23 protein-coding genes are annotated in these 24,327 nt (G+C 72.3%); 14 read left to right on the forward strand and 9 right to left on the reverse strand.

Annotation, left to right across the window (positions count from 1 at the left end):
* Window positions 1–203: 203 nt before the first annotated feature.
* From pyrG to J2S22_RS21150, 4 genes are all read left to right on the forward strand, one after another.
* Window positions 204–1,832 carry a CTP synthase gene (gene pyrG / locus J2S22_RS21135; protein WP_272777283.1) on the forward strand — a complete coding sequence of 543 codons (1,629 nt, stop codon included), beginning with the start codon at window positions 204–206 and terminating at the stop codon, window positions 1,830–1,832.
* Between the two features lie 158 nt (window positions 1,833–1,990).
* The gene (locus J2S22_RS21140) at window positions 1,991–2,230 is read left to right on the forward strand and encodes a hypothetical protein (RefSeq protein ID WP_272777284.1); all 240 of its coding nucleotides are present in this window, start codon (window positions 1,991–1,993) and stop codon (window positions 2,228–2,230) included.
* A 132-nt stretch (window positions 2,231–2,362) separates the two neighbouring features.
* Window positions 2,363–2,677, forward strand: a complete 315-nt coding sequence (locus J2S22_RS21145; protein WP_272777285.1) for a hypothetical protein — start codon at window positions 2,363–2,365, stop codon at window positions 2,675–2,677.
* 116 nt (window positions 2,678–2,793) lie between these two features.
* A complete protein-coding gene (locus J2S22_RS21150; RefSeq protein WP_272777286.1) occupies window positions 2,794–3,315 on the forward strand; it encodes a DUF29 domain-containing protein in 522 nt (173 codons plus the stop codon).
* A gap of 39 nt (window positions 3,316–3,354) precedes the next feature.
* Here the strand turns inward: J2S22_RS21150 and hspQ are convergent, their stop codons facing one another.
* Together hspQ and J2S22_RS21160 are read right to left on the reverse strand one after the other, a co-directional pair.
* The gene (gene hspQ, locus J2S22_RS21155) at window positions 3,355–3,684 is read right to left on the reverse strand and encodes a heat shock protein HspQ (protein WP_370878231.1); all 330 of its coding nucleotides are present in this window, start codon (window positions 3,682–3,684) and stop codon (window positions 3,355–3,357) included.
* Between the two features lie 116 nt (window positions 3,685–3,800).
* Window positions 3,801–4,844, reverse strand: coding sequence for an HpcH/HpaI aldolase/citrate lyase family protein (locus J2S22_RS21160; RefSeq protein WP_272777288.1), 1,044 nt, complete (start codon window positions 4,842–4,844; stop codon window positions 3,801–3,803).
* A gap of 279 nt (window positions 4,845–5,123) precedes the next feature.
* Between J2S22_RS21160 and J2S22_RS21165 the strand changes: the two genes are divergently transcribed.
* Window positions 5,124–6,083: an AEC family transporter gene (locus J2S22_RS21165; protein ID WP_272777289.1), complete on the forward strand. Its 960-nt coding sequence runs from the start codon at window positions 5,124–5,126 to the stop codon at window positions 6,081–6,083.
* A 124-nt stretch (window positions 6,084–6,207) separates the two neighbouring features.
* Here the strand turns inward: J2S22_RS21165 and J2S22_RS21170 are convergent, their stop codons facing one another.
* Complete coding sequence (locus J2S22_RS21170) at window positions 6,208–7,431, reverse strand: UbiH/UbiF family hydroxylase (RefSeq protein WP_272777290.1); 1,224 nt, start codon at window positions 7,429–7,431, stop codon at window positions 6,208–6,210.
* A gap of 195 nt (window positions 7,432–7,626) precedes the next feature.
* On the opposite strand from J2S22_RS21170, the gene J2S22_RS21175 reads away from it, so the two are divergent.
* The 3 genes from J2S22_RS21175 (at window position 7,627) to J2S22_RS21185 (ending at window position 10,724) form a co-directional block, all read left to right on the forward strand.
* Window positions 7,627–8,715 carry a YeiH family protein gene (locus J2S22_RS21175; RefSeq protein ID WP_272777291.1) on the forward strand — a complete coding sequence of 363 codons (1,089 nt, stop codon included), beginning with the start codon at window positions 7,627–7,629 and terminating at the stop codon, window positions 8,713–8,715.
* A 37-nt stretch (window positions 8,716–8,752) separates the two neighbouring features.
* Complete coding sequence (locus tag J2S22_RS21180; protein ID WP_272777293.1) at window positions 8,753–9,628, forward strand: LysR family transcriptional regulator; 876 nt, start codon at window positions 8,753–8,755, stop codon at window positions 9,626–9,628.
* A 157-nt stretch (window positions 9,629–9,785) separates the two neighbouring features.
* Window positions 9,786–10,724 (forward strand): DUF2182 domain-containing protein, encoded by a 939-nt coding sequence (locus J2S22_RS21185; RefSeq protein WP_272777294.1) that lies wholly within the window; start codon window positions 9,786–9,788, stop codon window positions 10,722–10,724.
* A 20-nt stretch (window positions 10,725–10,744) separates the two neighbouring features.
* On the opposite strand, the gene J2S22_RS21190 is transcribed toward J2S22_RS21185, so the two are convergent.
* A complete protein-coding gene (locus J2S22_RS21190) occupies window positions 10,745–11,983 on the reverse strand; it encodes an MFS transporter (protein ID WP_272777295.1) in 1,239 nt (412 codons plus the stop codon).
* Between the two features lie 10 nt (window positions 11,984–11,993).
* Entirely contained in the window at window positions 11,994–13,361 is a 1,368-nt protein-coding gene (locus tag J2S22_RS21195; protein WP_272777296.1) for an FAD-dependent oxidoreductase, read from the reverse strand.
* A 105-nt stretch (window positions 13,362–13,466) separates the two neighbouring features.
* On the opposite strand from J2S22_RS21195, the gene J2S22_RS21200 reads away from it, so the two are divergent.
* The 4 genes from J2S22_RS21200 to J2S22_RS21215 all read left to right on the forward strand — a co-directional run bounded on the left by J2S22_RS21200 (window position 13,467) and on the right by J2S22_RS21215 (window position 17,393).
* Window positions 13,467–14,399: a LysR family transcriptional regulator gene (locus J2S22_RS21200; protein WP_272777297.1), complete on the forward strand. Its 933-nt coding sequence runs from the start codon at window positions 13,467–13,469 to the stop codon at window positions 14,397–14,399.
* A gap of 161 nt (window positions 14,400–14,560) precedes the next feature.
* On the forward strand, window positions 14,561–15,316 hold the full coding sequence (locus J2S22_RS21205; RefSeq protein ID WP_272777298.1) for a TerC family protein: 756 nt from the start codon (window positions 14,561–14,563) through the stop codon (window positions 15,314–15,316).
* 380 nt (window positions 15,317–15,696) lie between these two features.
* On the forward strand, window positions 15,697–16,674 hold the full coding sequence (locus tag J2S22_RS21210) for a quinone oxidoreductase family protein (RefSeq protein WP_272777299.1): 978 nt from the start codon (window positions 15,697–15,699) through the stop codon (window positions 16,672–16,674).
* On the forward strand, window positions 16,671–17,393 hold the full coding sequence (locus tag J2S22_RS21215) for a CPBP family intramembrane glutamic endopeptidase (protein ID WP_272777300.1): 723 nt from the start codon (window positions 16,671–16,673) through the stop codon (window positions 17,391–17,393). The genes J2S22_RS21210 and J2S22_RS21215 overlap by 4 nt, the downstream gene beginning before the upstream one ends.
* Before the next feature lie 244 nt (window positions 17,394–17,637).
* Here the strand turns inward: J2S22_RS21215 and J2S22_RS21220 are convergent, their stop codons facing one another.
* From J2S22_RS21220 to bioF, 3 genes are all read right to left on the reverse strand, one after another.
* Window positions 17,638–18,564 carry an FkbM family methyltransferase gene (locus J2S22_RS21220; RefSeq protein WP_272777301.1) on the reverse strand — a complete coding sequence of 309 codons (927 nt, stop codon included), beginning with the start codon at window positions 18,562–18,564 and terminating at the stop codon, window positions 17,638–17,640.
* A 93-nt stretch (window positions 18,565–18,657) separates the two neighbouring features.
* Window positions 18,658–19,338 carry a dethiobiotin synthase gene (gene bioD / locus J2S22_RS21225; RefSeq protein WP_272777302.1) on the reverse strand — a complete coding sequence of 227 codons (681 nt, stop codon included), beginning with the start codon at window positions 19,336–19,338 and terminating at the stop codon, window positions 18,658–18,660.
* Window positions 19,335–20,495 carry an 8-amino-7-oxononanoate synthase gene (gene bioF / locus J2S22_RS21230; RefSeq protein WP_272777303.1) on the reverse strand — a complete coding sequence of 387 codons (1,161 nt, stop codon included), beginning with the start codon at window positions 20,493–20,495 and terminating at the stop codon, window positions 19,335–19,337. The genes bioD and bioF overlap by 4 nt, the downstream gene beginning before the upstream one ends.
* Window positions 20,496–20,782: 287 nt before the next feature.
* On the opposite strand from bioF, the gene J2S22_RS21235 reads away from it, so the two are divergent.
* Both J2S22_RS21235 and J2S22_RS21240 read left to right on the forward strand, forming a co-directional pair.
* Window positions 20,783–21,982, forward strand: coding sequence for an adenosylmethionine--8-amino-7-oxononanoate transaminase (locus tag J2S22_RS21235; protein WP_370878233.1), 1,200 nt, complete (start codon window positions 20,783–20,785; stop codon window positions 21,980–21,982).
* Window positions 21,979–22,878, forward strand: a complete 900-nt coding sequence (locus J2S22_RS21240) for a 2-dehydropantoate 2-reductase (RefSeq protein WP_272777305.1) — start codon at window positions 21,979–21,981, stop codon at window positions 22,876–22,878. Before J2S22_RS21235 ends, J2S22_RS21240 begins: the two co-directional genes overlap by 4 nt.
* On the opposite strand, the gene J2S22_RS21245 is transcribed toward J2S22_RS21240, so the two are convergent.
* Window positions 22,850–24,031, reverse strand: coding sequence for a hypothetical protein (locus J2S22_RS21245; protein ID WP_272777306.1), 1,182 nt, complete (start codon window positions 24,029–24,031; stop codon window positions 22,850–22,852). The genes J2S22_RS21240 and J2S22_RS21245 overlap by 29 nt on opposite strands.
* Window positions 24,032–24,327: the final 296 nt, after the last annotated feature.

The raw sequence follows: 24,327 nt of genomic DNA on the forward strand, positions 1-24,327 counted from the left end.
CGCCCGGGCTGCCGCGACCGTCTCTTCACCATCGCGTCATCCACCGCCGGGCGGCGTTCGCCCGGCGCCCGAGGATCTGGAGACAAGCCATTGCGAGATGGCGTGAAAAACGCGGCCGTGCCGCCCTGCGCGCGGTTCGGCGGGTCAGCCCTGCGCGCAAAGTTCTCGTCGAATCGTTCCAGCGAGGCTAGAGGTTGAGCCCCATGACGCGGTACATCTTCATCACCGGCGGCGTGGTCTCCTCCCTCGGCAAAGGTCTCGCCTCGGCGGCGCTCGGCGCCCTCCTGCAGGCGCGTGGCTACTCGGTCCGGCTGCGCAAGCTCGACCCCTATCTCAACGTCGATCCCGGGACGATGTCGCCGTATCAGCACGGCGAGGTCTTCGTCACCGACGACGGCGCCGAGACCGACCTCGACCTCGGCCATTACGAGCGCTTCACGGGCCGCCCGGCGACCCGCCAGGACAACATCACCACGGGCCGCATCTACCAGGAGATCCTCGCCAAGGAGCGGCGCGGCGACTATCTCGGCGCCACCATCCAGGTGATCCCGCACGTCACCAACGCCATCAAGGACTTCATCCGCGACGGCAACGACGGCTACGACTTCGTGCTGGTCGAGATCGGCGGCACGGTCGGCGACATCGAGGGCCTGCCGTTCTTCGAGGCGATCCGCCAGTTCGGCATCGAGCTGCCGCGCGGCCAGGCGATCTACATCCACCTGACGCTGCTGCCCTACATCCCGTCCGCCGGCGAGCTGAAGACCAAGCCGACCCAGCACTCGGTGAAGGAGCTGCGCTCGATCGGCATCCAGCCCGACATCCTGCTGTGCCGCACCGACCGGCCGATTCCCAAGGAGGAGCGGCGCAAGCTCGGTCTGTTCTGCAACGTCCGCGAGAGCGCCGTGATCGAGGCGCGCGACGCCAACTCGATCTACGCGGTGCCGGAGGCCTATCACGAGGCCGGGCTGGACGCCGAGGTGCTGCACGCCTTCGGGCTGCCGGCCGAGGGCGAGCCGGATCTGGCGCGCTGGCGCTTCATCAACGAGCGCATCCGCAACCCGGAAGGCGACGTGACGATCGCCATCGTCGGCAAGTACACGGGCATGAAGGATGCCTACAAGTCGCTGATCGAGGCGCTCACCCACGGCGGCGTCGCCAACAAGGTGCGGGTCAATCTCGATTGGATCGAGAGCGAGGTGTTCGAGCGCGAGGACCCGGCGCCGTTCCTGGAGCACGTCCACGGGATCCTGGTGCCGGGCGGCTTCGGCCAGCGCGGCGCCGAGGGCAAGATCCGGGCGGCCCAGTTCGCCCGCGAGCGCAAGGTGCCGTATTTCGGCATCTGCTTCGGCATGCAGATGGCGGTCGTCGAGGCGGCCCGCAACCTGTGCGGCATCGCCGAGGCGAACTCGACCGAGTTCGGCGAGACCTCGGAGCCGGTGGTCGGCCTGATGACCGAGTGGCTGCGCGGCAACGAGCTGGAGATCCGCGCCCAGGGCGGCAATCTCGGCGGCACCATGCGGCTCGGCGCCTACGCGGCCGAGGTCGCCCGCGGCAGCAAGGTCGCCACGATCTACGGCGCGACCGAGATCTCCGAGCGCCACCGCCACCGCTACGAGGTCAACACCGCCTACAAGGACCGGCTGGAGCAGCACGGCATGCGGTTCTGCGGCATGTCGCCGGACGGCCTGCTGCCCGAGATCGTCGAATATGTCGACCATCCCTGGTTCATCGGCGTCCAGTTCCATCCCGAGCTGAAGTCGCGTCCCTTCGCGCCCCACCCGCTGTTCGCCTCCTTCGTCGGGGCGGCGGTCGAGCAGAGCCGGCTTGTGTGATGGCCTCTTGGGCGTGCCGTCATTCCGGGGCGCGCCAAAGGCGCGAACCCGGAATCCAGCGGCAGAGTGTGTCTTCGTGGCTGGATTCCGGATCCGGCGCGGTGCGCCGGTCCGGAATGACGCCCCCTGATAGCGCGGCATTGCACAGGAATTAGCGCATGAAGCACGTTCTCGCCGTCCTGGTGGCGCTGCTGGCGATCCTCACCTGGACCTTCGCCGGCACCATCGTCGAGCTGGAGAGCTACCGAGCCACCAACGCCCAGGGGCTCTGCCACGTGCCCGGCACCGACTACGCCGCCGATGCCGCCGCCCGGCAGCAGCGCGAGCAGTGCCTGATGGCCACCCAGACCGGCACGGGCCCGGTGCGCCATCTCCTCAACGCCCTGGGCATCTTCTGAAGAAGATTCGGTAAGCCCTTGACTAGCCTCGGTGTGCCGCGCGTCTGCGCCGCCACACGAACACGTGATTCGGGCGCCGGCGCCGCCGGCGGCTAGGATCGGGCGGATCCTCGATCGACCCGGAGCGTGCCGATGTCCTCGTCCCCGACGCGACCGACGCTGTTCGCCGCCGCCGCACTGCTCGCCCTGTCCGTGATGCCGGCCGCCGCCGGCGACATCGCGGCGCCCGGCTGGTCCGAGGTGGGGCCGCCGACCGCCCGCTTCGGACCGGCGCCAGTGGTGCGCCTCGGCGCCGTCCTGGCGCCCGACCTCGCCGGCCCGGTCACGCTCGTGCGGCCCGGCAAGCCCTACGACCTCGAAGCCTTCGTGCCGCACCTCACCGGCACGCCGGAAGCGCCGGCCGTCCCGGTCTGGGCCGCTCCGGTGATGGCCCGCGGCGAGGAGTAGCCTGCCGCGCAGGCAGGAGCTCGCGCCGGCAGGAGCGGGCACCGGCGTGCCGGGCTCCCTCGCCTCTGATAGGATGGGGCGGCCCGGACGGGGACCGGCCCGCCGGCGGAGCAGGCATGAGCCACGACTCCACGCCCCGCGCACACGCCGATGCGGCGCGCACCCTCTACGACGACGACATCCTGCTGTGGTCCGAGCAGCAGGCGGAGCTGATCCGTGCCCTCGGCCGCCGCCGCGACCTCCCGAACGCGCTCGACACCGAGAACGTCGCCGAGGAGATCGAGAGCGTGGGACGGTCCGAGCTCGCCGCAGTCAAGAGCTTGATCCGCCGGATCTTCTTTCATCTCATGATATTGGCTGTGGAGCCGGAAGCCGCGGCCGCGCGGTGTTGGCGGGTCGAGATCGCCGGGTTTCACGCCGACATGCGTCGTCGCTACGCCCCGTCCATGCGGCAGCGGATCGACCTCGACGCGCTGTGGCGCTCGGCCCTCGAGCAGCTGGCACTGACCCACGAGGGCACGCCGCTGGCCGAGGCGGTGGCGACCCTGCCGCGGACCGCCGCGATCGGTCTCGACGATCTCCTGGCGGCGCCGTTCGACAGCGCCGCCGCGGCCGGCCGCATCCGCGCGCAGGCCTGAGCCGCTCCGCGGGCTCTCGCCGGGGTCAGCGCCTCGCCGTCAGTTCAGCACCTCGAAGCGGCGGCGGTAGGAGCCGTCCTCGCCGCGCTCGAACACCTCGGAGACCTGCGGGTGGCGCACCGGCTCGCCCGAGTCGTCGGGCAGCAGGTTCTGCTCCGACACATAGGCGATGTACTCGGTCTCGGCGTTCTCGGCGAACAGGTGGTAGAACGGCTGGTCCTTGCTCGGCCGCACGTCCTCCGGAATCGCCTCGTACCACTCGTCGGTGTTGGCGAAGACCGGGTCGACGTCGAAGATCACGCCCCGGAACGGATAGATCCGGTGCCGAACGACCTGTCCGATCATGTACTTTCCGACGCGCGTCTTCATCATTTTGCGAAAATAGCGCAAGCCTCAGCCGGCGAACAGGGTCCCGGGCCTTCTCCGGGTGCAGCCCTGGGTTCCGTCCGGACGGCCCGGCCTGGGCCTTGCCGTCCGGGACACGCTCACATGCCGTAGCGCGACGCCATCTCCGGATCCTTGGCGGCGACCAGGCGGGCGAGGTCGTGGACCACCTTGGCCTGCTTCCAGGTGGCGTCGTCCTGCATCTTGCCGTCGATCATCACGGCGCCGGTGCCGTCCGGCATGGCGTCGAGGATCTTGTGGGCGAGCTTCACCTCGGCCGGATCGGGCGAGAACACCCGCTTGGCGATGTCGATCTGGCTCGGATGCAGCGACCACGCCCCGGCGCAGCCGAGCAGGAAGGCGTTGCGGAACTGCGCCTCGCAGGCCTCCGGGTCGGAGAAGTCGCCGAACGGGCCGTAGAAGGCCTTGATGCCGGCCGCCGCGCAGGCATCGACCATGCGGGCGAGGGTGTAGTGCCAGAGGTCCTGCTGGAACGCCGTGCGCGGGCCGCCGTCGGGAGTCGCGTCGGCCAGCACCTTGTACTCGGGATGGCCGCCGCCGACCCGGGTCGTCTTCATCGCCCGCGAGGCGGCGAGATCGGCCGGGCCGAGGCTCATGCCGTGCATGCGCGGCGACGCGGTGGCGATCCGCTCGACATTGTTGACCCCCTCGGGGGTCTCCAGGATGGCGTGGATGAAGATCGGCTTGCGCAGCCCGTAGCGGGCCTCCAGCTGGGCCAGCAGCTGGTCGAGATAGTGGATGTCCCACGGCCCCTCGACCTTGGGGATCATCACCACGTCGAGCTTGTAGCCGACCGCCTCGACGATCTCCAGGAGGTCGTCCAGCACCCAGGGCGAGTTCAGCGCGTTGATCCGCACCCACAGCCCGGTCGAGCCGAAGTCGCTCTCCCGCGCCATCTCGATGAAGCCGCGGCGGGCCTCCTCCTTGCAGTCGGCCGGGATCGCGTCCTCGAGATTGCCGAGCACGACGTCGACCTGGCCGGTCAGCTCGCGGACCTTGGCCCGCAGCTTCTCGATATGGGGCGGCACGAAGTGGATCATCCGCTCGAGCCGCACCGGGAGCTCGCGGCAGGGCGCCGGGGCACCGATCGCGAGCGGCTTGTAGAAGTTGCGAGGAAGCTTCATCGATCCTGTTCCGCCGTTGGACCGCTGGGGACGCCGGCGCGCGACACCGGGGGCCGGGCGCGCCGCAACGTTCTGCATGGGATGCCTGCGCGGCCTGCCGCTGCGCCGGTCGCCGGGAAATGCTCTAAGTAGGACGCGTGATCGCCCGACCAGCCTAGAGGAAGCCGCGCCGTCCGCCAAGCCGGACGGGCCGGCGGCATCGTATGACCTTCGTCGAGCCGGCGTCCCGCGCCCGCCTCGACGCGCCACCCCGAGTGCCGACCGCCACGTGACCGCCGCATGATCGACGTCCTCAACCTCGCACTGCCGTTCTTCGGGCTGATCTTCCTCGGCATGGGCTGCGGGCGCTTCGCCCGCATCCCGGACGCCGGCCTCGCCTGGATGGACTTCTTCGTCATCTACGTGGCCCTGCCGTCGCTGTTCTTCCGGGTCCTGTCGGAGACCCCGGCCGACCAGCTCGGCCAGGTCTCCTTCATCCTCGGCACCACGCTCGCCACCTTCGCGGCCTTCCTGATCAGCTTCGGGGTGGCGACCCTGCTGCGGCGGGGGCTGCGCGAGGCGACCATCATCGGGCTCGCCGGCTCGTTCGGGAACGTCGGCTACATGGGGCCGGGGCTCGCCGTGTCGGCGCTCGGCACCGAGGCGGCGGCGCCGGTCGCGCTGATCTTTTGCTTCGATACGCTGCTGGTCTTCTCGCTCGCCCCGTTCCTGATGGCGCTGTCGCGCGGCGGCGGGGCCGGGGCGCTGGCGACCCTGCGGCTGGTGCTGCGCCGGATCGCCCTGCATCCCTTCATCATCGCGAGCGTGCTCGGGGTCGCCGCGGCGGCCCTGGAGGTCCGGCCCCCGGTGGCGCTCGACCGCCTGCTGCAGTTCCTGCAGAACGCCGCGGCGCCCTGCGCGCTGTTCGCGCTGGGCGTCACCGTGGCGATGCGCCCGGTCGACGCCGTCTCGGCCGAGATGCCGATCGCCATCGTGGTGAAGCTCCTGGTCCACCCCCTGATCGTGCTGGCGATCCTGTCGCTGCTCGGTCCGTTCGCCGAGACCTGGGTCTACACGGCCGTGCTGCTCGCGGCGCTGCCGACCGCCCTGTCGATCTTCGTGCTGGCCCGCCAGTACGACACCTGGGTGGCCGAGGCGTCGAGCCTTGTGATGTACGGGATCGTCGTCTCGGTGTTCACCGTCACGGCGGTGCTGTGGCTGATCAAGACCCACCGGGTGCCGGTGAGCTTCTGGGGGTAGGGGGCCTGGTCATTCCGGGGCGCGCTGAAAGCGCGGGCCCGGAATCCAGCCCCGCGCTCCGAGATCGCGGCTGGATTCCGGGTTCGCCGCTGCGCGGTGCCCCGGAATGACCCTTTCCAAGCTGCTATCCCAGCGGCTCTCCGCGCAGGAGCTTCGGCTCGGCCAGCGCCGGGGCGACGCCTTCGCGCATCACCAGGCGGCGCAGCGGGCCGAGGCGGGCGAGCAGCCACAGGCCGGCGCCGCGGACGCCCTGCACCGGCAGCAGGTCGCTCAGCAGGCTGCGGTTGAGGAGGTCGACGGCCAGCGTCCGGCTGGTGACGTCGGTGCGGCGGCGCCGGTCGTAGTCGGACGTGACCTCCGGCCCGCCCGGGTCGCGGCCGTCGCGGCGGGCGTCGGCGACCAGCTCGGCGATCGTCGCCGCATCGCGAAAGCCGAGATTGAGGCCCTGGGCGCCGATCGGCGGCACCACGTGGCCGGCCTCGCCGACCAGCACCACCCGGTCCGCGCCGAGCGTCCGGGCCGTCTCGGCGGCGAGCGGGAAGGCGCCGCGGCCGGGCTCGACCGTCACCCGTCCGAGGATCGAATGGGAGCGCCGCTCCATCTCGGCGTCGAGCGCCGGGCCGTCGAGCGCCTGCAGCCGCTCGGCCTCGGCGGGCGACACGACGCACACCACGCTGACCCGCCGCCCAGGCAGCGGCACGAGCGTGAACGGGCCCTCGGGCGAATGAAATTCGGTCGAGATGTCGTGGTGATCGCGAGACGTGCTCAGGTTGAAGGTGAGCGCCGTCTGGGGGTAGCGCCAGCCCCGGGTGGCGATCCCGGCGGCCTCCCGCACCGGCGACCGCCGGCCGTCCGCGCCGATCGCGAGCCGCGCCCGGACGGTGCGGCCGTCGGCGACCGAGACCGTCACGGCGTCGGCGCCGATCGCCACCGCGGCGGCGTCGTCGCGGATCACGGCGAGGTTGGCGAACCCGGCCGCCCGCGCCTCCAGGGCGGCGACGAGGTCGCGGTTGGCGATGTTCCAGCCGAACGCGTCGAGCCCGATCTCGTGCGCCTCGAACCGCACCTCGGGGGCGCGCCACAGGCGGCCGGTGTCGTCGACGATCCGCATGGCGCGCAGCGGCGCGGCGGCCTCCCGGCAGCCGTCCCACACGCCGAGCGCCGTCAGCGCGTCGACCGAGCCGGCGAGCAGCGCCGTCGTCCGGTTGTCGCGCGCCACAGGCCGGCCGGCGACCAGCACGGTGGCGGCCCCGGTCGAGGCGATCGCCACGGCCGCCATCAGCCCGGCCGGTCCGCCACCGACCACCACCACGTCGCACGCCGTCGCCTTTGCCCCGTCGTCCACCATCGCGTCGTCCCTTCGTCCCCGGCTCCCGACGAACGGGGACCGCGACCGTCTTAGTCGATCCGCCGGCCCGGTCGAAGGGCGCCGACGTCGCGGGCTCGTAATCAATCTGATTTACAGATCGATACGAGCGAAATAACTTGTTGGATCGAACGGATGCGGTGCGGCTTCTCTGGCCCGACAGCCGAGGAGAGGCCGATGCCGCCCGTTCGAGAGACCACCCCAGACACCGTTCCGGCCCCCGTTCCATGCCCTGCGACCACCCGACCCGGACTGCTCCGCGGCCTCTGGCCCGGGCTCGCCCTCGCCGGCGGGGTCGCGGCGCTCGCCCTGGCGCTGCGCACCCTGCCGGGCGTAGCGGTGCTCAGCCCGATGATCCTGGCGATCGTCATCGGCATCGCGGTGCGCAACCTGGTCGGGACGCCGGCGGCGGCCCAGCCGGGGCTCGGCTTCGCGATGCGGCGGGTGCTGCGCTTCGCCATCGTGCTGCTCGGCCTGCAGCTGACCGCGGCCGACATCGTCGAGCTCGGCTGGTCGAGCGCCGCCGTGCTTGTGGCGACGCTCACCGCGACCTTCCTGTTCACCGAATGGCTGGGGCGCCGGCTCGGCGTCGAGCCGGGGCTCGCCCGGCTGGTGGCGGCCGGCACCTCGATCTGCGGGGCCTCGGCCGTGGTCGCCGCCAACACGGCGACCCGGGCGAGCGACGAGGACGTCGCCTACGCGGTCGCCTGCGTCACCCTGTTCGGCTCGCTCGCCATGGTGCTGTATCCGCTGCTGCCGGAGCTGCTGCATCTCGGCCCGCGCGCGTACGGCCTGTGGGCCGGCGCCTCGATCCACGAGATCGCCCAGGTGGTGGCGGCGGCGTTCCAGGCGGGCGGCGAGGCCGGCCATGTCGGCACCATCGCCAAGCTGTCCCGGGTCATGATGCTGGCGCCCGTGGTGCTGCTGCTCGGCGTCTGGACGACGCGGGCCGCGGCCGCGTCGGGCCGGGCGGAGCAGGGCGCGACGGAGCAGGGCGGGGCGAGGGCGCGCCCGCCGGTCCCGTGGTTCGTGTTCGGGTTCCTGGCGCTGTGCGGGCTGAACAGCGTGATCGCCGTCGATCCGGACGTGCGCGGCTGGATCGTGCTCGCCACCACGGTGCTGCTGACCGTGGCGCTCGCCGCCATGGGGCTGGAGACCGACATCCGCAAGCTCGCCGCCAAGGGCCTGCGGCCGCTCCTGCTCGGCGCCGCCGCCACCGCCTTCATCGCGGTGTTCAGCCTGGGGCTGGTCGAAATCCTCGGCTGACCGGCCGGGGCCGCCGGGCCGCCTGTTGGAGGCGGCCGTGACGCTGGAGCAGCTGCGCATCTTCGTCGCCGTCGCCGAGCGCCAGCACATGACCCGCGCCGCCGAGGCGCTCGGCCTCGTCCAGTCGGCGGTCAGCGCCGCCGTCGCGGCGCTCGAGGCCCGCCACGCCACGGTGCTGTTCCACCGGGTCGGGCGGCGCATCGAGCTGACCGAGGCGGGCCGCGTCTTCCTGCCCGAGGCGAGGGCCGTGCTGGCGCGGGCCGCCGCCGCCGAGCTGGCGCTCGCCGAGACCTCCGGCCTCGCCCGCGGCAGCCTGACCGTCGCGGCGAGCCAGACCATCGCCGGCTACTGGCTGCCGGCCCGGCTGGTGGAGTTCCGCCGTGCCCACCCCCAGGTCGCGGTCCGGCTGGTGGTCGGCAACACGGCGCAGGTCGCCGCCGCCGTGGTCGACGGCGACGCCGATGTCGGCCTGGTCGAGGGCGCCATCGACGTGCCGGCGCTGAGTGACCGGCCGTTCCCGGGCGACCGGCTGATCCTGGTGGTGCCGCCCGGCCATGCCTTCGCCGACCGCGCCGCGATCGCGCCGGCCGACCTGCTCGATGCCGACGTGATCCTGCGCGAGCCGGGCTCCGGCACCCGCTCGGAGTTCGAGGAGGCGCTGCGCGCCGCCGGCGTCGATCCGGGCCGGCTGCGGGTCGCCCTGGAGCTGCCGTCGAACGAGGCGGTGCGGGCTGCCGTCGAGGCGGGCGGCGGCGTCACGGTCGTCTCCGAGCTGGTCGCCGCGCCCGGGCTGCGGTCCGGCCAGCTGGTGCGCGCGCCCTTCGCGCTGCCGATGCGCGACTTCCACCTGCTGCGTCACCGCGAGCGGTATCAAAGTATGGCGGCACGGGCCTTCGCCGCCCTGGTCGCCTGAGCGCCGGCCCGGCGCCGGTCGGGCGATCCGGCGCGCGTCGAGCGGCGCGAGCCGGCCGGGTCCGCAGCCGCCCGCATGCGCGGCCCGGTCGAATGCGCTATGGACGATGTGTGGCGATCCCCCGCAGCCGCCGGCCCGGCCGGCCCCGAGCCCGATCATGACCGACACCCCGCATCGCTCCGACCTCGTCGACCCGCCGAGCGGCCCGCCCGAGGTGCCGCTGCTCGCCCGCCCGGTGGTGGTCGCGCTCGCCTGCCTGGTGGTGCTGGCCGGCCTCGGCTGGCTCTATCTCGGGCTGATGGTGGCCGGGATGGCCGGGGCGGGCTCGGTCGCCGCGATGGGGCCCGGCATGGGCCTGTTCGACCTCCTCGGCGGCGGCGTGCCGCTCGACGGCTTCGCCAAGGCGCTGGCCGAGGCGATCTGCAGCCCGAGCTTCGGCCAGCAGGCGGGCGTCGGTCTGGCCGAGCTGGCGACGCTGGCCGGCATGTGGGCCGCCATGGCGCTCGCCATGATGCTGCCGACCGCCGGCCCGATGATCCTCTCCTATGCCGAGATCGCCGCCACGGCGGCGCGCCGCGGCGAGCCGACCGTGTCGCCGGTCGCCCTGATCGTCGGCTATGCCGGGGTGTGGCTCGCCTTCGCGCTGGTCGCCGCCGCTCTCCAGGCCGGCCTCGCCCGCCTCGCCCTCCTCGATCCGGCCATGGCCTCGGCGAGCCCGCTGTTCTCCGGCGCCGTGTTCGTCGGGGCCGGGGTCTACCAGTTCTCGCCGCTGAAATACGCCTGCGTGACGCGCTGCCAGCGGCCGTTCCCGTTCTTCCTGCTGCACTGGACCAGCCGGGCCGGCGGCGTCGTCCGGCTCGGCATGCGGCAGGGGCTGCTCTGCCTCGGCTGCTGCTGGGCCATGATGCTGGTGATGTTCGCGGTCGGGGTGATGAACGTGGTCTGGATGGCGCTGCTCGGCATCGTCATGGGGGCCGAGAAGATCGCCGTGACGACCCGCTTCTCCAAGGCGATCGGCGTGGTGTTCCTGGCCATCGGCGCCTGGATGATCGGCGACGCCGTGATGGCCCACTGGCCGGCCGCGCGGGCGGGCTAGCTGCGCGGCCGGCCGGCCGCTCAGGCGGGCGACCGCGGCTCCGCGTGCGCTTCGGTCACGAACAGCATGCACACGGCGGCCAGGAACGGGCCGACCGCGAGCGCCAGGAAGGCGACCGTGAACGAGCTGCTCGCCTGGTACAGCAGCCCGACCACGCTCGGCACGATGACGCTGCCGATCTGCCAGATCGCGTTGGTGAAGCCGGTCGCGGCGCCGGCCCGGGCGACGCCGGCCGCCTCGCCGATCAGCGCGAACATCAGCGGCGTGTACACGAAGGCGAACACTCCGAGGAAGGGCGCCAGCCAGCGGAACAGGACGATGCTGTCGGCATGGCCGAACAGGATCAGGACCACCGAGAAGCCGAGGAAGCAGCCGATCACCAGCGGCTTCTTCCGGTCGCCGCCGAGCCAGTCCGACAGCAGTCCGATCAGCGGCTTGGCGAACACGGCGCCGATGCCGAACATCGACACGATCGCGCCGGCCTCGATGGCCGAGACGTGGTAGCCGCGGATCATCAGCGCGTTGGCCCAGAACGCGAATCCCCAGGTGCCCCACATGGCGCCGAAGCCGGCGGCGGCGAGCAGAAGCAGGTTGCGGTTCGCCACGAGGTCCCGGATCGAGGTTTCGGCGCCCGCCTTGGGGCCGTCCTCGAGGGCGGGCGGACGGCGGCCGAGCACGATCCAGGCGAGGACCGCGCCGGAGAGCGTCACCAGCCCGAGCATGCGGTAGACGCCCTGCCAGCCGAACAGCGCCGTCAGGGTCGGGACCGTGGCGTTGGCGACCACCACGCCGAGCGATGTCGCCGAGGTGAGCAGGCCCATCGCGCGGCCGCGCTCGAGCTTGCCGAACCACATCATCATCAGCTTGACGCAGGCGGTTGGGTTGGCGCCGGCCGACAGGCCCATGACGGCCTGGGCCGCGAGGCCCCAGGCGACCGACGCGGTGAAGCTGAACAGGAATGTCGACGCCGCGAGCGCCACCAGCGTGACCGTCAGGGTGGCACGCGGGCCGAGGCGATCGCAGGCGACGCCGCCGATGGCGTTGGAGACGACGTAGCCGACATAGAAGGCCGTGACGAAGACGCCGAGCGCCGCCAGCGGCAGCGACAGCCCGTGGCCGACCTCGATGGCGACGTTGCCCCAGGCGAGGCGGTCGACGAAGGTCAGCAGGAACGAGAACCAGGCGACGAACAGCACGCCCCAGCGTGCCGCCGGCTTCGCGGGCGCCGCGACCGCGCCCTGCAGGATCGAATCCGTCATCGAGAAATCCTCACCACTGTGTGCCGAGATAGGCGCCGTCCGCTTCCAGGCGCCGCTGCAGTTGCGCGACCGCGAGGTCGCGCGGCGCCACGGCGCGGTCGAGCGCCAGGGCCGCGGCCGTGCCGGCCGCCTGGCCCATCACGAAACAGGCGCCGGTCACCCGCGCGGCCGACTGTCCCTCGTGGGTCATCGAGGCGCAGCGGCCGGCGACGAGGAGGTTGTCGACGCCCTTCGGCAGGATCATCCGGTAGGGCAGGTGGTTGAAGCCTCGCCCCTGCGGATCGCTGTGCCAGCGGTAGACGACGGCGCCGTCGAGATGTGCCTCGACGGGCCAGCCGTTGACTCCCACCGTGTCGGCGAAGCTCGCCGCGTCGAGCACGTCGGACTCGGAGAGCTGATAGTCGCCGACGATCCGGCGCGTCTCGCGGATGCCGACCTGCGGTCCGATCTCGACGATGTAGCAGTCCTCGAAGCCGGGCAGCGTGCGCAGGAACCGCAGGATCTCGAAGGCCTGGCGGCGGCCCTCGATCTCGCCGTGGCTCAGGCTCGCGGCGTCGGTCCCGTCGACCGCGGAGCCGTCCGGATTGCGCTGCTGTGTGATGTTGACGCGCCACTCGATGGCGCGCTTCTGCGGCCGCAGCACCGCGCCCTTGCGCGGGAACCGGAACTCGCCGCGCGCCTCGGCCTCCTGCATCAGGCGGTCGACCTCGCGCCAGATGTCGCCGGCGCGTGCCGGGTCGACGCCGTTGACCCGGAACATCATCGACGGGAACAGCAGATTGCCGCGACCGTCGCCCTTCTCGAACGGCGCGCCCGCCCAGGCGGCGAGATCGCCGTCGCCCGAGGCGTCGACGAACACCCCGCCCCGGATGGCCCGGCGGCCCGACTTGGTCTCGACCAGGAGGGCGTCGACGACGCCGTCCGCCGCCATCACGACGCCCGCCCCGACCGCATGGAACAGCAGATGGACCCCGTGCGACAGCAGGAGGTCGTCGGCCGCGGCCTTGTAGGCCGAGACGTCGTAGGCCTGCGCCATGATTCGGTTCATCACCTTGTGCGGCGCGTTGAGGCCGCCCAGCCGGTCGATGCGGTCGAGCAGGGCGTCGGCGACGCCGTGCACGACAGTGCGCATCTCGCCGTGCACGGTGGCGTGCAGTCCGCAGAAATTGGTGACGCCGGCGGCCGTGCCCATGCCGCCGAGGAAGCCGTAGCGCTCGATCAGGATCGTCGTGCGGCCCGCTTGCGCGGCGGCGACGGCGGCGGCGATGCCGGCGGGGCCACCGCCGAGAACCACCACCTCGTACTCGCCCAGCACCTCGACGCGGCGCTCCGGCTCGACCAGCGTCGACACCGCGTTTCGTCTCGGTTCGGAAACCATGCCCGCCCCTTCGTTGTGTTTTTCTTGCGGGCGGACTGTAGGCTCCTCCAATCTGCGCTAAAAACAGCCGACACGAGGCATCTGCTTTCGCGAATCGAGAACAATATGGACGCGATGACCAACCTGAAGGCGTTCGTGGCGACGGCCCGAACCGGCAGCTTCTCGCGGGCGGCACGCGAGCTCGGGGTGGCGCCGTCGGTGGTCACCAAACGCGTCGGTCAGCTCGAGCACGAGATCCGCCGCAGCCTGTTCGTGCGCTCGACCCGGCGGGTCGAGCTCACCGACGCCGGCCGCCGGTTCCTGCCGCGCGTTCGCGCGCTGATCAGCGATTTCGAGGACACCTTCGCCACCATGCGGCGGCCCCGGAAGCACCTCGAGGGGCACATCCGGATCAAGTCGCCGACCACGCTGACCGTCACGCGGCTCGGCGGGCTGTTCGGCGGCTTCCAGAGCGCGCATCCGCTGGTCAGCATGGAAGTTGTGCTGATCGACGGGCCGGTCAATCCGATCGAGGAGGGATACGACGTCGCGATCGGCGCCTTCGCGCCGACCTTCCCGGACGTCGTCGACGTGCCGCTGTGCCCGCTGCGCCGGGTCGTGTGCGCGGCGCCCGCCTATCTGAACCGGCGCGGCCATCCGAAGCATCCGCGCAACCTCGTCACCCAGGACTGCCTGGTGTTCACGCCCTCCGGCACTGTGTGGGACTTCACCGGGCCGCAGGGGCCGATCAGCGTGGAGGTGCGGCCGCGTTTCGCCAGCAACGACGGCCAGCTCCTGGTCGCGGCCGCGGTCGAGGGAAACGGCATCGGCCTGCTGTCGCGCTACGCCTGCGCGGCGCCGCTCCGCGACGGCCGCTTGGTCCCCGTGCTGCCCGACTACGCCGTGCCGGACATGCTGATCAAGGCGGTAGTCCCCGAAGCCAAGATCGACCAGCCGGTCCTCCGGGCGCTGCTGGCCTGGCTGGCCGAACGCTTGGCGCCGGCCACCGCGCCGGAGCTGGACGGCGAGCCGGCGTCTACCTGCCCGCCGGCGGGCTAGCCGGACCACACGGCCCGGATGCGGCAGGCTGACGCGGCCCGACGCCGCAGGGCGGAACTCTTGCGTCCGGCCGGACCTCCCCGGATAAACCAGAGTTCCTGCACCTCCGATCCTTCGCCGGTCGATCGCGTCACCGGCCGTCCCGAGAGAGCCGCGCCGACATGCTCGACCTCCTGACCGACCCGCACGCCTGGGCCGCCCTCGTCACCCTGAGCGCGCTCGAGATCGTCCTCGGCATCGACAATGTCGTCTTCATCTCGATCCTGGTCTCCAGGCTCGACCCGAAGATCGCCGACAAGGCGCGCAAGCTCGGCCTCGGCCTCGCCCTGGTCTTCCGCATCCTGCTCCTGTTCACGCTGACCTGGCTGATGAGCCTGTCGGCGCCGCTGTTCTCGGCGATGGGGCGGGCGTTCTCCTGGCACGACATCATCCTGATCGCCGGCGGCCTGTTCCTGATCGCCAAGGCGACCCACGAGATGCACGCCGAGATCGAGGCGGCGGCCGACGAGGAGGAGGGCGTCGAGTCCGCCGCCATCAAGGCGGCGTTCGGCCTGATCATCCTGCAGATCATCGTCATCGACCTGGTCTTCTCGATCGACTCGATCGTCACGGCGATCGGCATGGCGCAGGACATCCGCATCATGGTCGCGGCCGTGCTGATCGCCGTGACGGTGATGTTCGTGGCGTCCGGGCCGGTGGCGCGCTTCGTCGCCGCGCATCCGACCACCAAGATGCTGGCGCTGGCCTTCCTGGTGCTGATCGGCGTCGCGCTCGTCGCCGACGGCTTCGAGGTCCACATCCCGCGCGGCTACATCTACTTCGCCATGGCGTTCGCCGGCGCCGTCGAGGCGTTCAACATCATCGCGCTGCGCAAGCGCCGCCGCCGCCGGCTGATCGAGCCGCAGAAGCCGGTGTGAGCCGGCCATCGGCTGGGGCGCCGACCGAGAGATGAAACCGCGTCCCTGACTCTCGGTCGCGTGCCCCGGCACGGATCTTGACCGCCTCGTCCGACCGAGCCGGGCCCCGGTCCTGGCCTCCTGTCCCGGGGTCTGCGTCCCGGGTCGCGGCGCGGTGCGCCGCGCCCGGGACACGAGGCCCGTCCCGGCGCGGCGCCCGCACCCGGTCGCTGTTCTTCCCATGACAGCCCTGCAACCGGCGCCCGGCCTCGGGCCATGGTCGTGCTTGCGCGGCCGGACCCGTTTCCTATGATCGGGCTCCCGGGGGCGGCCCGCCGCCGGTCTTTCCGCACAATCGGCCCGGGCCGAGCGTCCCGGGATGCAATCCGGAGGAGACGTCCATGGTGGCTGCCGTGCGTGTGCACAAGGTCGGCGGACCCGAAGTGCTGACCTTCGAGGAGGTCGACGTTCCGGCGCCGGGTCCGGGCCAGATCCGCATCAGGCAGGCGGCCTGCGGCATCAACTTCATCGACACCTATTTCCGCCAGGGCATGTACGCCTCGCCGACCGGGCTGCCCTTCGTGGTCGGCAACGAGGGGGCCGGCACCGTCACGGCGGTCGGCCCGGACGTGACCGATTTCGCGGTCGGCGACAGGGTCGCCTATGTGATCACGCTCGGCGGCTACGCCGAGGAGCGCATCCTGCCGGCGGCGCGCGCCCTGAAGGTGCCGGACGGCGTCGACCTCGCCGAGGCCGGCGGCATGATGCTCAAGGGCATGACGGTCTGCTACCTGCTGCGCCGCACCTTCAAGGTCGAGAAGGGCCACACCATCCTGATCCACGCCGCGGCCGGCGGCGTCGGCCAGATCGTCTGCCAGTGGGCCAAGCATCTCGGCGCCACCGTGATCGGCACGGTCGGCTCGAAGGACAAGGGCGAGATCGCCACCTCGCTCGGCTGCGACCACGTCGTGTACTACCGCGACGAGGACTTCGTCGCCCGGGTCAAGGAGATCACCGGCGGGGCGCTGTGCGACGTCGTCTACGACGGCGTCGGCAAGACGACGTTTCCGGCGTCGCTCGACTGCATCCGGCCGCTCGGCATGTTCGTCTCGTTCGGCAGCGCGTCGGGCCCGGTCGAGGCCTTCAACATCAACCTGCTGCAGGCCAAGGGCTCGCTGTTCGCGACGCGGCCGACCCTCAACCACTACGCCGCGACCCGTCCCGACTACGAGGGGCTGGCGAACGAGCTGTTCGAGGTGGTGCGGAGCGGCGCCGTCAGGATCCCGGTGCAGACGAGCTACGCCCTGAAGGACGCCCGGCAGGCCCATGTCGACCTCGAGTCGCGGGCGACCACCGGCTCGTCGATCCTGGTGCCTTGAGCGCCGCCGAAGACGCCGGGGCGCCGCCCTGGGGCATCCCGGCGACCCTCGCCATCGCGGTCCTGGCCTTCGGGCTCGGGCAGGCGGTGGCGGCGGTCGGCCTGTCGGCGTGGCTCGGCCCGGCGGCCCTCGCCGGGCCGGCACTGCCGACCGACGGCACCGCCGTCGTGCTGGTGGTGCTCGCCGCCAACCTGATCCAGACCGTCACGCTGGTGCTCGCGGCGCGGGTGCGGGGCGGCGCGGCCGTCGCCTATCTGGGCCTCGACGTGCCGGGCCGGCGCGACGTGCTGGTCGGCGTCGCCAGCCTGGTCGCGCTGGTGGTGGTCGCCGACATCGCCACCGTCGCGGCGGGCCGCGACCTCGTCCCGCCGGTGCAGATCGCCACCTGGCGCAGCGCCGCCGCGCAGGGCGTGCTGCCGCTGCTGTGGTTCGCCCTGGTGATCGTCGCCCCGATCGGCGAGGAGCTCCTGTTCCGCGGCTTCGTGTTCCGCGGCTGCGCCCGCTCGGACACCGGCGCGATGCCCACCATCGTGCTGACGGCCTTCGTCTTCGCGCTCCTGCACGTGCAGTACGACTGGGTCGGCATCCTGCTGATCTTCGCCGTCGGCCTGCTGCTCGGCTGGCTGCGCTGGCGGACCGGCTCGACCACGTTGGTGATCCTGCTCCACGTCCTCCTCAATCTCGAGGGGACGATCGAGACCATGCTGATGGCGGGGTAGGGCCGCGAGGACGAGGGCTCGTGCCCGCGGCTCGAACTTGGACCCGTCATCCTGAGGCGCGCGCCGAAGGCGAGCCTCGAAGGATGCGGCCCGGGCCCGTTCCGAAGGGCTCCAGCCGCTCCGGACATCGCTGGATTTCGATTGTGTCGGCGACGTCCGAATCGGGGCCGTCGCCCCTCGAGGCTCGGGCTTCGCCCGAGCGCCTCAGAGTGACGGCGCGACGTTGTGCCGAAGACCGCCGTCGTCACTCCTCGTGGATCTGCCCGCCGTCGTAGCCGCAGGCGATGCGGCCGAGGGCGAAGCGGAACGCCTCGCTGCCGAGGTCGGGCAGGGCGGCGCCCTCGCCGCGACCGTCGGCGAGGCCGCGCTTCAGCACCGCCGCGAGGGTCGCGTCGTCGAGCCAGGGCAGGCTCGCCAGGAAGCCGCGCACCAGGGCCTTCGCCAGGGCGTGGTCGGGATGCAGGGCGTTCTCCGGGGCGCGGCCGATCTCGTACATGTGACGCACCGCGTGCCAGTCGGCGCGCTGCCGGGGCATGCGCTCCCAGACGTCCGGGCACTCCTGCGCGACGTAGAAGCGGTTGAGCGTGTCGTCGAGCGCGAAGCGGTAGCCGGCGGCGAGCAGCAGCGGCTCCCACGCCGCGTGGGTCGGCGCGTTGGTCACCGGCGCCACCGCCTCGACCAGCACCAGCTTCGGCCGGAACCGGGTCCAGTCGTTGCCGGCCAGCACGTCGGCCTCGCCGCCCTCGACGTCGACCTTGAGGAGATCGATCGGGCCGAGGTCGTGCGCGGCCAGCAGGGTCGCCAGCCGCGCCATCGGCCGCCGCTCGGTGGTGAAGGCCGCCCCGAACTCGCCGGCCTGGCGGGCGTGCGCCGCGATCGTGGTGGAGAAGCCGTGCAGGCGGTCGACCACGTGGAACGCGGCCTCGCCGTCGGTGGCGCCGACCAGGGTGCCGAGCGCGACGTCGCGCGGCCGCAGCCGGCCGTAGAGGGCGAGCAGGTCGGCCTGCGGCTCGATCACCAGGCCGCGCCAGCCGCGCTCGTAGAGCCGAAACGTGACGTTGTCGGCGACCGGATGGCCGGCGCCGACGTCGACATAGGTGCCCGGCGTCCGCCCGCCGAAGGCGAGCCAGACGTGATGGTCTTCCATGTTCTGGGTGTAGGAGAGATCCATGGCGCCGCCCCGTCCCGCGATGACGGCGCCGAGTGGATCACGGGGCGGCGCGGCGCGCCACCCTGCGGCCGGGCCGGGGCCCGGGACCCGCCGTCACACCATGGCGGCGAGCCGGTCGAGCACCGGGTGCTCGGGGGCGCTCTCGGGCGGCAGGCGCGGCAGCTTCAGCACCGGGACGCCCTTGGCGAAGGTGGTCAGCGTCGACGCCGTCTCGTCGAGCGGGATCGAGCTGTCGGCGGTCTGGCTGACCACCACGGCCAGGACGCCGAGGCCGCGCCGGGCCAGCACGTCGAGCGCCGTCAGCGTGTGGCTGATGGTGCCCAGATAGCTGCCGGCGACCAGCACCACGGGGGCGCCGACCGCGACCATCAGGTCGAGCACGGTGCGGGTCTCGTCGAGCGGCGCCATGATGCCGCCGACGCCCTCGATCACCATGGCGTCCTGCTTCTTCGCGACGCGGTCGCGGCAGAAGGCGATCACCGCGTCGGCGTCGATGCTGCGGTTCTCGCGCCGCGCCGCGAGATGCGGCGACAGCGGGGCCTCGAACCGCCACGGCGCGGCCGCCGCGATGGTCTCCTCGTTCGGCTCGGCGCCGGTGGCGGCGATCAGCAGGCCGGCGTCGCTCCCTTCGGCCTCGCGCGGATCGTAGCCGCTCTGGACCGGCTTCAGCGCCTCGACGGTGCGTCCCTTCGTCTTGAGGGCCCTGATCAGGCCGCGGGACACGAACGTCTTGCCCACCTCGGTTCCGGTGGCGCTGACGAAAACGACTGTCATGGCACGTTCCCCAGTACGCGGTCGCGGACGAGGTCCGCGAGCCGCTCGATGTCCTGGTCCGGGTGGGCGGGCGTGAAGGTCAGCCGCAGCCGTGCCGTCCCGGGCGGCACGGTCGGCGGCCGGATCGCCACCACCAGGAACCCCTCCTCGGCGAGCATGCGCGAGGCGGCGAGCGCCGCCTCGGCTTCGCCGACCAGCACCGGCACGATCGGGCTCTGCGGATCGGGGAGCCCGACGCGCCGGGTGAACAGCCGCGCCTTGTCGATCGGTGCCTCGGCGAGACGCGGATCCGCCTCGATCAGGTCGATCGCCGCGATCGCGGCGGCGACCACGGGCGGCGGCAGCCCGGTCGAGTAGACGAGGGTGCGGGCCCGGCTCTTCATCAGCTCGACGACCGGGCGCGAGGCGCACAGATAGCCGCCATAGGCGCCGATCGCCTTCGACAGCGTGCCCATCTGCAGCGGCACGTCGGCGGGCTCGTCGAACGCGTAGGTGGAGCCGCGGCCGCCGGCCAGCACGCCGATGCCGTGGGCGTCGTCGGCCATCAGCCAGGTGTCGTGCTCCTTCGCGAGACGGCCGAGCGCCGGCAGCGGCGCCAGGTCGCCGTCCATCGAGAACACGCCGTCGGTGAGCAGCAGCGCGTTGCGGTGCGCGCCGCGATGCGCCGCCAGCAGCTCCCCGGCGTGGCCGACGTCGTTGTGGCGGAACACCTGCACGGTGGCGCCGCTCATCCGGCTGCCGGCCATGATGCAGGCATGCGCCCATTCGTCGACGACGATCAGGTCGCCCGGGCCGGCGAGCGCCGGAATCACGCCGGTGTTGGTGAGGTAGCCGGAGCCGAACACGCAGCACGCCTCGGCGCCCTTGAGGCGGGCGAGACGCTCCTCCAGCGCGCCGTAGAGCGGGTGGTTGCCGGTGACCAGCCGCGAGGCGCCGGAGCCGATGCCGTAGAGGTCGAGCGCCGCGTGCGCGGCGGCCAGCACGGCCGGATGATGCGACAGGTTCAGGTAGTCGTTGCAGGAGAAGGAGAGATAGCGCCGTCCGTCGCGCTCGACCACGACGCCCGGCGCGCGGGCGGTGTGGACGAGGGTCCGCCGCAGGCTCTGCGCCGCGAGGGCGTCGAGCTTGGCGGTGGCGAAGGCGTCGAGAGATGTCATCGGGTCGGTACTGGGTCGCTGGCGTGATGGCGAAACGGGTTTCGCCCCGGGTGGCGGTGCGCTAGTGGGTGCGGTGCTTGGACCGTCGGCCGGGCGGGGCTGTCCCGTCGGTCGAACCGGCAGGGTGGCCGTCCGCGATGACAAGAGCAACCGACGATGGTGTGGGGCACGCCATGCATGGCCCGCATGATGCTGCGCCGACGGGCGAATTGCGCCATGCCGGGTCCGCAGATCCGCCATCCTGGTTCACACGCGGTCGTGATCGGGTGTGGCTCCCCTATGCCCAGATGAAGACGGCGCCGCCGCCACTGCCGGTCGTGGCCACGAACGGCAGCCGCATCCGGCTCGCCGACGGGCGCGAGCTGGTCGACGGTGTCGCCTCGTGGTGGACGGCCTGCCACGGTTACAATCATCCGCATATGAGAATAGAGATCGCCCGTCAGCTGGAGACGATGCCGCATGTGATGCTGGGCGGGCTGCTGCACGAGCCGGCGGCGCGGCTGGCGGAGCGGCTCGCGGCGCTGCTGCCCGGCGATCTCGGTCGGGTGTTCTTCTCCGATTCGGGCTCGGTCGCCGTCGAGGTCGCCATGAAGATGGCGGTCCAGTACTGGATCAACAACGGCGTGCGCGGCCGGACGAAGTTCGTCGCGTTCCGGGGCGGCTATCACGGCGACACCACGGCCACCATGGCGGTGTGCGATCCGGACGAGGGCATGCACCGGCTGTTCAAGGGCCTGCTGCCCGAGCACCTGATCACCGACCTGCCGCGCGACGAGGCGACCACGGCGGCGCTCGACCGGCTGCTCGGCGAGCGTGCCGACGCGATCGCCGGGATCCTGGTGGAGCCGCTGGTCCAGGGGGCCGGCGGCATGCTGTTCCACGACGCCGCGGTGCTGCGCCGCCTGCGCGCGCTCGCCGACCGCCACGGCACGCTGCTGATCTTCGACGAGGTGTTCACCGGCTTCGGCCGCACCGGATCCATGTTCGCCTGCGATGCGGCCGGCGTGGTGCCGGACATCGTCACCCTCGGCAAGGCGCTGTCGGGCGGCACCCTGCCGCTCGCCGCCACGGTGGCGAGCGAGCGCGTCTTCCGGGCCTTCTGGTCGGACGATCCCATGCAGGCGCTGATGCACGGGCCGACCTTCATGGGCAATGCGCTCGCCTGCGCCGCCGCCAATGCCTCGCTGGATCTCTTCGAGCGCGAGCCGCGGCTCGACCAGGTGAAGGCGATCGAGACGCAGATGACGGCCGGGCTGGCGCCGTGCCGCGGTCTCCCGAATGTCGTCGACGTGCGGGTGCGCGGTGCCATCGGAGTGGTCGAGCTGTCGACCATCGACATTCCCCGCCTCAAGGCGCGCTTCGTCGCCGAGGGCGTCTATGTCCGCCCGTTCGGACGGATCGTCTATCTCACGCCGGCCTTCACGATCGGCGCGGAGGATCTGGCCCGGCTCACCGGCGCCATCGTGACAGTGCTGAGCGAACCATGACCGAGACTGCGTCCGGAACGCGCGTCGCCGTGATCGGCGGCGGCGCGATCGGCGGCCTGTTGGCCGCCCATCTCTGCGAGGCCGGGCACGCCGTGACCCTGTGCGTGCGCACGCCGTTCGAGCGGCTGGTGGTCGAGCGCGGCGGCCGGAGCGACACGGTTCCGGCCCGCATCGCCGCGACGCCCGGCGACGTGACGCCGGTGCCGTGGGTGCTGGTCACGGTGAAGTCGCAGGACACCGCGGCGGCCGGCCCGTGGCTCGCGGCGCTGTGCGGCCCCGGCACCACCGTGGTGGTGGTGCAGAACGGCATCGGCCATGCCGAGCGGGTCGCGCCGTTCGTCGGCGGTGCGGCCGTGCTGCCGGCGCTGATCTATTCCGGGGTCGAGCGGGTCGCGGCCGGGCACATCCGCCTGCACACCGAGGGCCGAGTCACGGTGCCGGCCGGGCCGGTCGGCGAGGCCTTCGCGGCGCTGATGGCGGGCTCCGGCATCGCGGTCGCGCACGAGCCGGACTTCGTCACCGCGCTGTGGCGCAAGGTGCTGACCAATGTGGCGGCCAACCCGATCACCGCGCTGACGCTGCGCCGCATCGGCATCTTCCAGGACGACGAGGTGGCGGCGCTGGGCGAGACGCTGATCGCCGAGGCCGTCGCGGTCGGGCAGGCGGAGGGCGCGAAGATCGGCGCGGACGACGTCGCCCACACGCTCCATCTGCACCGCACCTACAATCCGTCGACCGGCACCTCGATGCTGTACGACCGGCTCGCCGGCCGGCCGATGGAGCACGAGTTCATCACCGGCGCGGTGGTGCGCACGGCGGAGCGGCACGGCATCGCGGTGCCGTTCAACCGCGCGATCCTGACGCTGCTCAGGGCCCTCGATGCGGGACGGCCGTGAGGCCGCCGATCAGCTCGCTCCAGGATTCGCCGGCCAGTCCGGTCAGCATGGCGTCGCCGCGCGCGATGGCGTCGAGCACCTCCGGGTCGCGCGAATGCACCGTGGTGGCGCCGCGGTGCAGGATGACGCTGTTGGCGTAGAGCAGCGCCTCCATGATCGCCGGGTCGCTGCGCCCGACCAGGGCGGCGGCGCCGTGCGCATCGGCGTCGCGGATCAGGCTGGCGACCACGGCGTCGGCGCCGCCGTCGCGCGCCAGCACCTGCAGCACATGGGCGAGGCCGTTGCGGCGGACGTGATAGACGAAGGCGCCGGCCGGCCCGGCGCGGTCGCTCACCACGGCGCCGACGAGCTCGCCGTAGGCCGGCAGGTGGGCCGCGTGGGCGAGCCGGCTGTCGAGCTGCGCCGCCGTCCAGGCCGGCGCCAGCGCGAAGCGCCGTACCAGCGCGGCGATCGCCGGTGCCAGCGCGGCGCGGTCGACTGGCGTCGTCACCACGCCGGCGGGTGCCGGCGGCAGCGCCCAGAAGACGCCGTCGACGCGGCGCGACACCAGCCGGTCGAGCCCGGAGGCGAGCGGGCTCAGCAGGGCGGCGCGCCGCCAGTGCGTCGCGGCGAGCGCCACGGCGGCGGCGGCCGGGCGCAGCAGGCGCACCCATTTCATGCTGTAGGCGGCGACCGACCGGCCGCCGAGGCGCGACCACAGCTTGCGCGACAGCGGGCTCGACGTCTCGCTGAACGACAGATCTTGCGGCCCGCCGACGAAGGAGCGCAGCAGCCGGGCGCCGGCGAGGTGATCGTGCGCCGGGTCGGCGACCATCAGGCTGCAGGCGTGGGCGGCCCGGATCGACCGGCCGTTCACGACCATCGGCTGCGCCAGCGAGCCGATGAAGCCGGTGACGTCGCCGGCCGCGGTGGCGTGGACGAGCGACGGCGACGCCGGATCGTGATCCGGGCCGTCGAGAAAGAGGCGCTGGAGATAGGCGGCGACGATCTCGGTCGGCACGGCGTCGCCGGCCCGGAACGTCGACTTGAACAGCCGCGCCACCGCCGGCACGTCGGCCGCCGCGAGCGCACGGATCGCGGTGCGCGCCGCCTGCACGGCCGGGGCGGGAAGATCGGTCGCCCGGCGCACCGGGGAGGACAGGGCCGTTCTCATGCTTCACGCGCTCGCGGACATCCGGCGCCGCCGTATTCCGGCGCACGGCCGGTCGAACCCGGCGGCGCCGCACCGGAACCAAATACCAGATCGCGGCCGGCCGGGGCGGCCGGTGTAGCCGATTTGTCCGGAGAAGGTTATCACGGTCGGCGAAACGACGGCATGCGCCCCGGTCGGCATCTCCGCAGCCGGAGGTTTAAGGTTAACCCTCGAAACGCGCTGAATTAGACCGTCTGGTGACATACGGTCCGTGACGCAGGCGCCCCCGGACGCGCCGCGTCGCCCAGCGAAGGAAC

The organism is Rhodoplanes tepidamans, from assembly GCF_030813915.1.
Classification (GTDB): Bacteria; Pseudomonadota; Alphaproteobacteria; order Rhizobiales; family Xanthobacteraceae; genus Rhodoplanes; species Rhodoplanes tepidamans.

What these genes read in the sequence shown, in the direction of transcription:
- J2S22_RS21140 (WP_272777284.1), top strand. Translation starts at nt 1,991, where the DNA reads ATGAAGCACGTTCTCGCCGTCCTGGTGGCGCTGCTGGCGATCCTCACC.
- bioF (WP_272777303.1), bottom strand. Translation starts at nt 20,495, where the DNA reads ATGACATCTCTCGACGCCTTCGCCACCGCCAAGCTCGACGCCCTCGCG.
- J2S22_RS21150 (WP_272777286.1), top strand. Translation starts at nt 2,794, where the DNA reads ATGAGCCACGACTCCACGCCCCGCGCACACGCCGATGCGGCGCGCACC.
- J2S22_RS21165 (WP_272777289.1), top strand. Translation starts at nt 5,124, where the DNA reads ATGATCGACGTCCTCAACCTCGCACTGCCGTTCTTCGGGCTGATCTTC.
- J2S22_RS21205 (WP_272777298.1), top strand. Translation starts at nt 14,561, where the DNA reads ATGCTCGACCTCCTGACCGACCCGCACGCCTGGGCCGCCCTCGTCACC.
- J2S22_RS21170 (WP_272777290.1), bottom strand. Translation starts at nt 7,431, where the DNA reads ATGGTGGACGACGGGGCAAAGGCGACGGCGTGCGACGTGGTGGTGGTC.
- J2S22_RS21245 (WP_272777306.1), bottom strand. Translation starts at nt 24,031, where the DNA reads ATGAGAACGGCCCTGTCCTCCCCGGTGCGCCGGGCGACCGATCTTCCC.
- bioD (WP_272777302.1), bottom strand. Translation starts at nt 19,338, where the DNA reads ATGACAGTCGTTTTCGTCAGCGCCACCGGAACCGAGGTGGGCAAGACG.
- J2S22_RS21185 (WP_272777294.1), top strand. Translation starts at nt 9,786, where the DNA reads ATGACCGACACCCCGCATCGCTCCGACCTCGTCGACCCGCCGAGCGGC.
- hspQ (WP_370878231.1), bottom strand. Translation starts at nt 3,684, where the DNA reads ATGAAGACGCGCGTCGGAAAGTACATGATCGGACAGGTCGTTCGGCAC.
- J2S22_RS21190 (WP_272777295.1), bottom strand. Translation starts at nt 11,983, where the DNA reads ATGACGGATTCGATCCTGCAGGGCGCGGTCGCGGCGCCCGCGAAGCCG.
- J2S22_RS21160 (WP_272777288.1), bottom strand. Translation starts at nt 4,844, where the DNA reads ATGAAGCTTCCTCGCAACTTCTACAAGCCGCTCGCGATCGGTGCCCCG.
- J2S22_RS21200 (WP_272777297.1), top strand. Translation starts at nt 13,467, where the DNA reads ATGGACGCGATGACCAACCTGAAGGCGTTCGTGGCGACGGCCCGAACC.
- J2S22_RS21175 (WP_272777291.1), top strand. Translation starts at nt 7,627, where the DNA reads ATGCCGCCCGTTCGAGAGACCACCCCAGACACCGTTCCGGCCCCCGTT.
- J2S22_RS21220 (WP_272777301.1), bottom strand. Translation starts at nt 18,564, where the DNA reads ATGGATCTCTCCTACACCCAGAACATGGAAGACCATCACGTCTGGCTC.
- pyrG (WP_272777283.1), top strand. Translation starts at nt 204, where the DNA reads ATGACGCGGTACATCTTCATCACCGGCGGCGTGGTCTCCTCCCTCGGC.
- J2S22_RS21210 (WP_272777299.1), top strand. Translation starts at nt 15,697, where the DNA reads ATGGTGGCTGCCGTGCGTGTGCACAAGGTCGGCGGACCCGAAGTGCTG.
- J2S22_RS21240 (WP_272777305.1), top strand. Translation starts at nt 21,979, where the DNA reads ATGACCGAGACTGCGTCCGGAACGCGCGTCGCCGTGATCGGCGGCGGC.
- J2S22_RS21145 (WP_272777285.1), top strand. Translation starts at nt 2,363, where the DNA reads ATGTCCTCGTCCCCGACGCGACCGACGCTGTTCGCCGCCGCCGCACTG.
- J2S22_RS21195 (WP_272777296.1), bottom strand. Translation starts at nt 13,361, where the DNA reads ATGGTTTCCGAACCGAGACGAAACGCGGTGTCGACGCTGGTCGAGCCG.
- J2S22_RS21235 (WP_370878233.1), top strand. Translation starts at nt 20,783, where the DNA reads ATGAAGACGGCGCCGCCGCCACTGCCGGTCGTGGCCACGAACGGCAGC.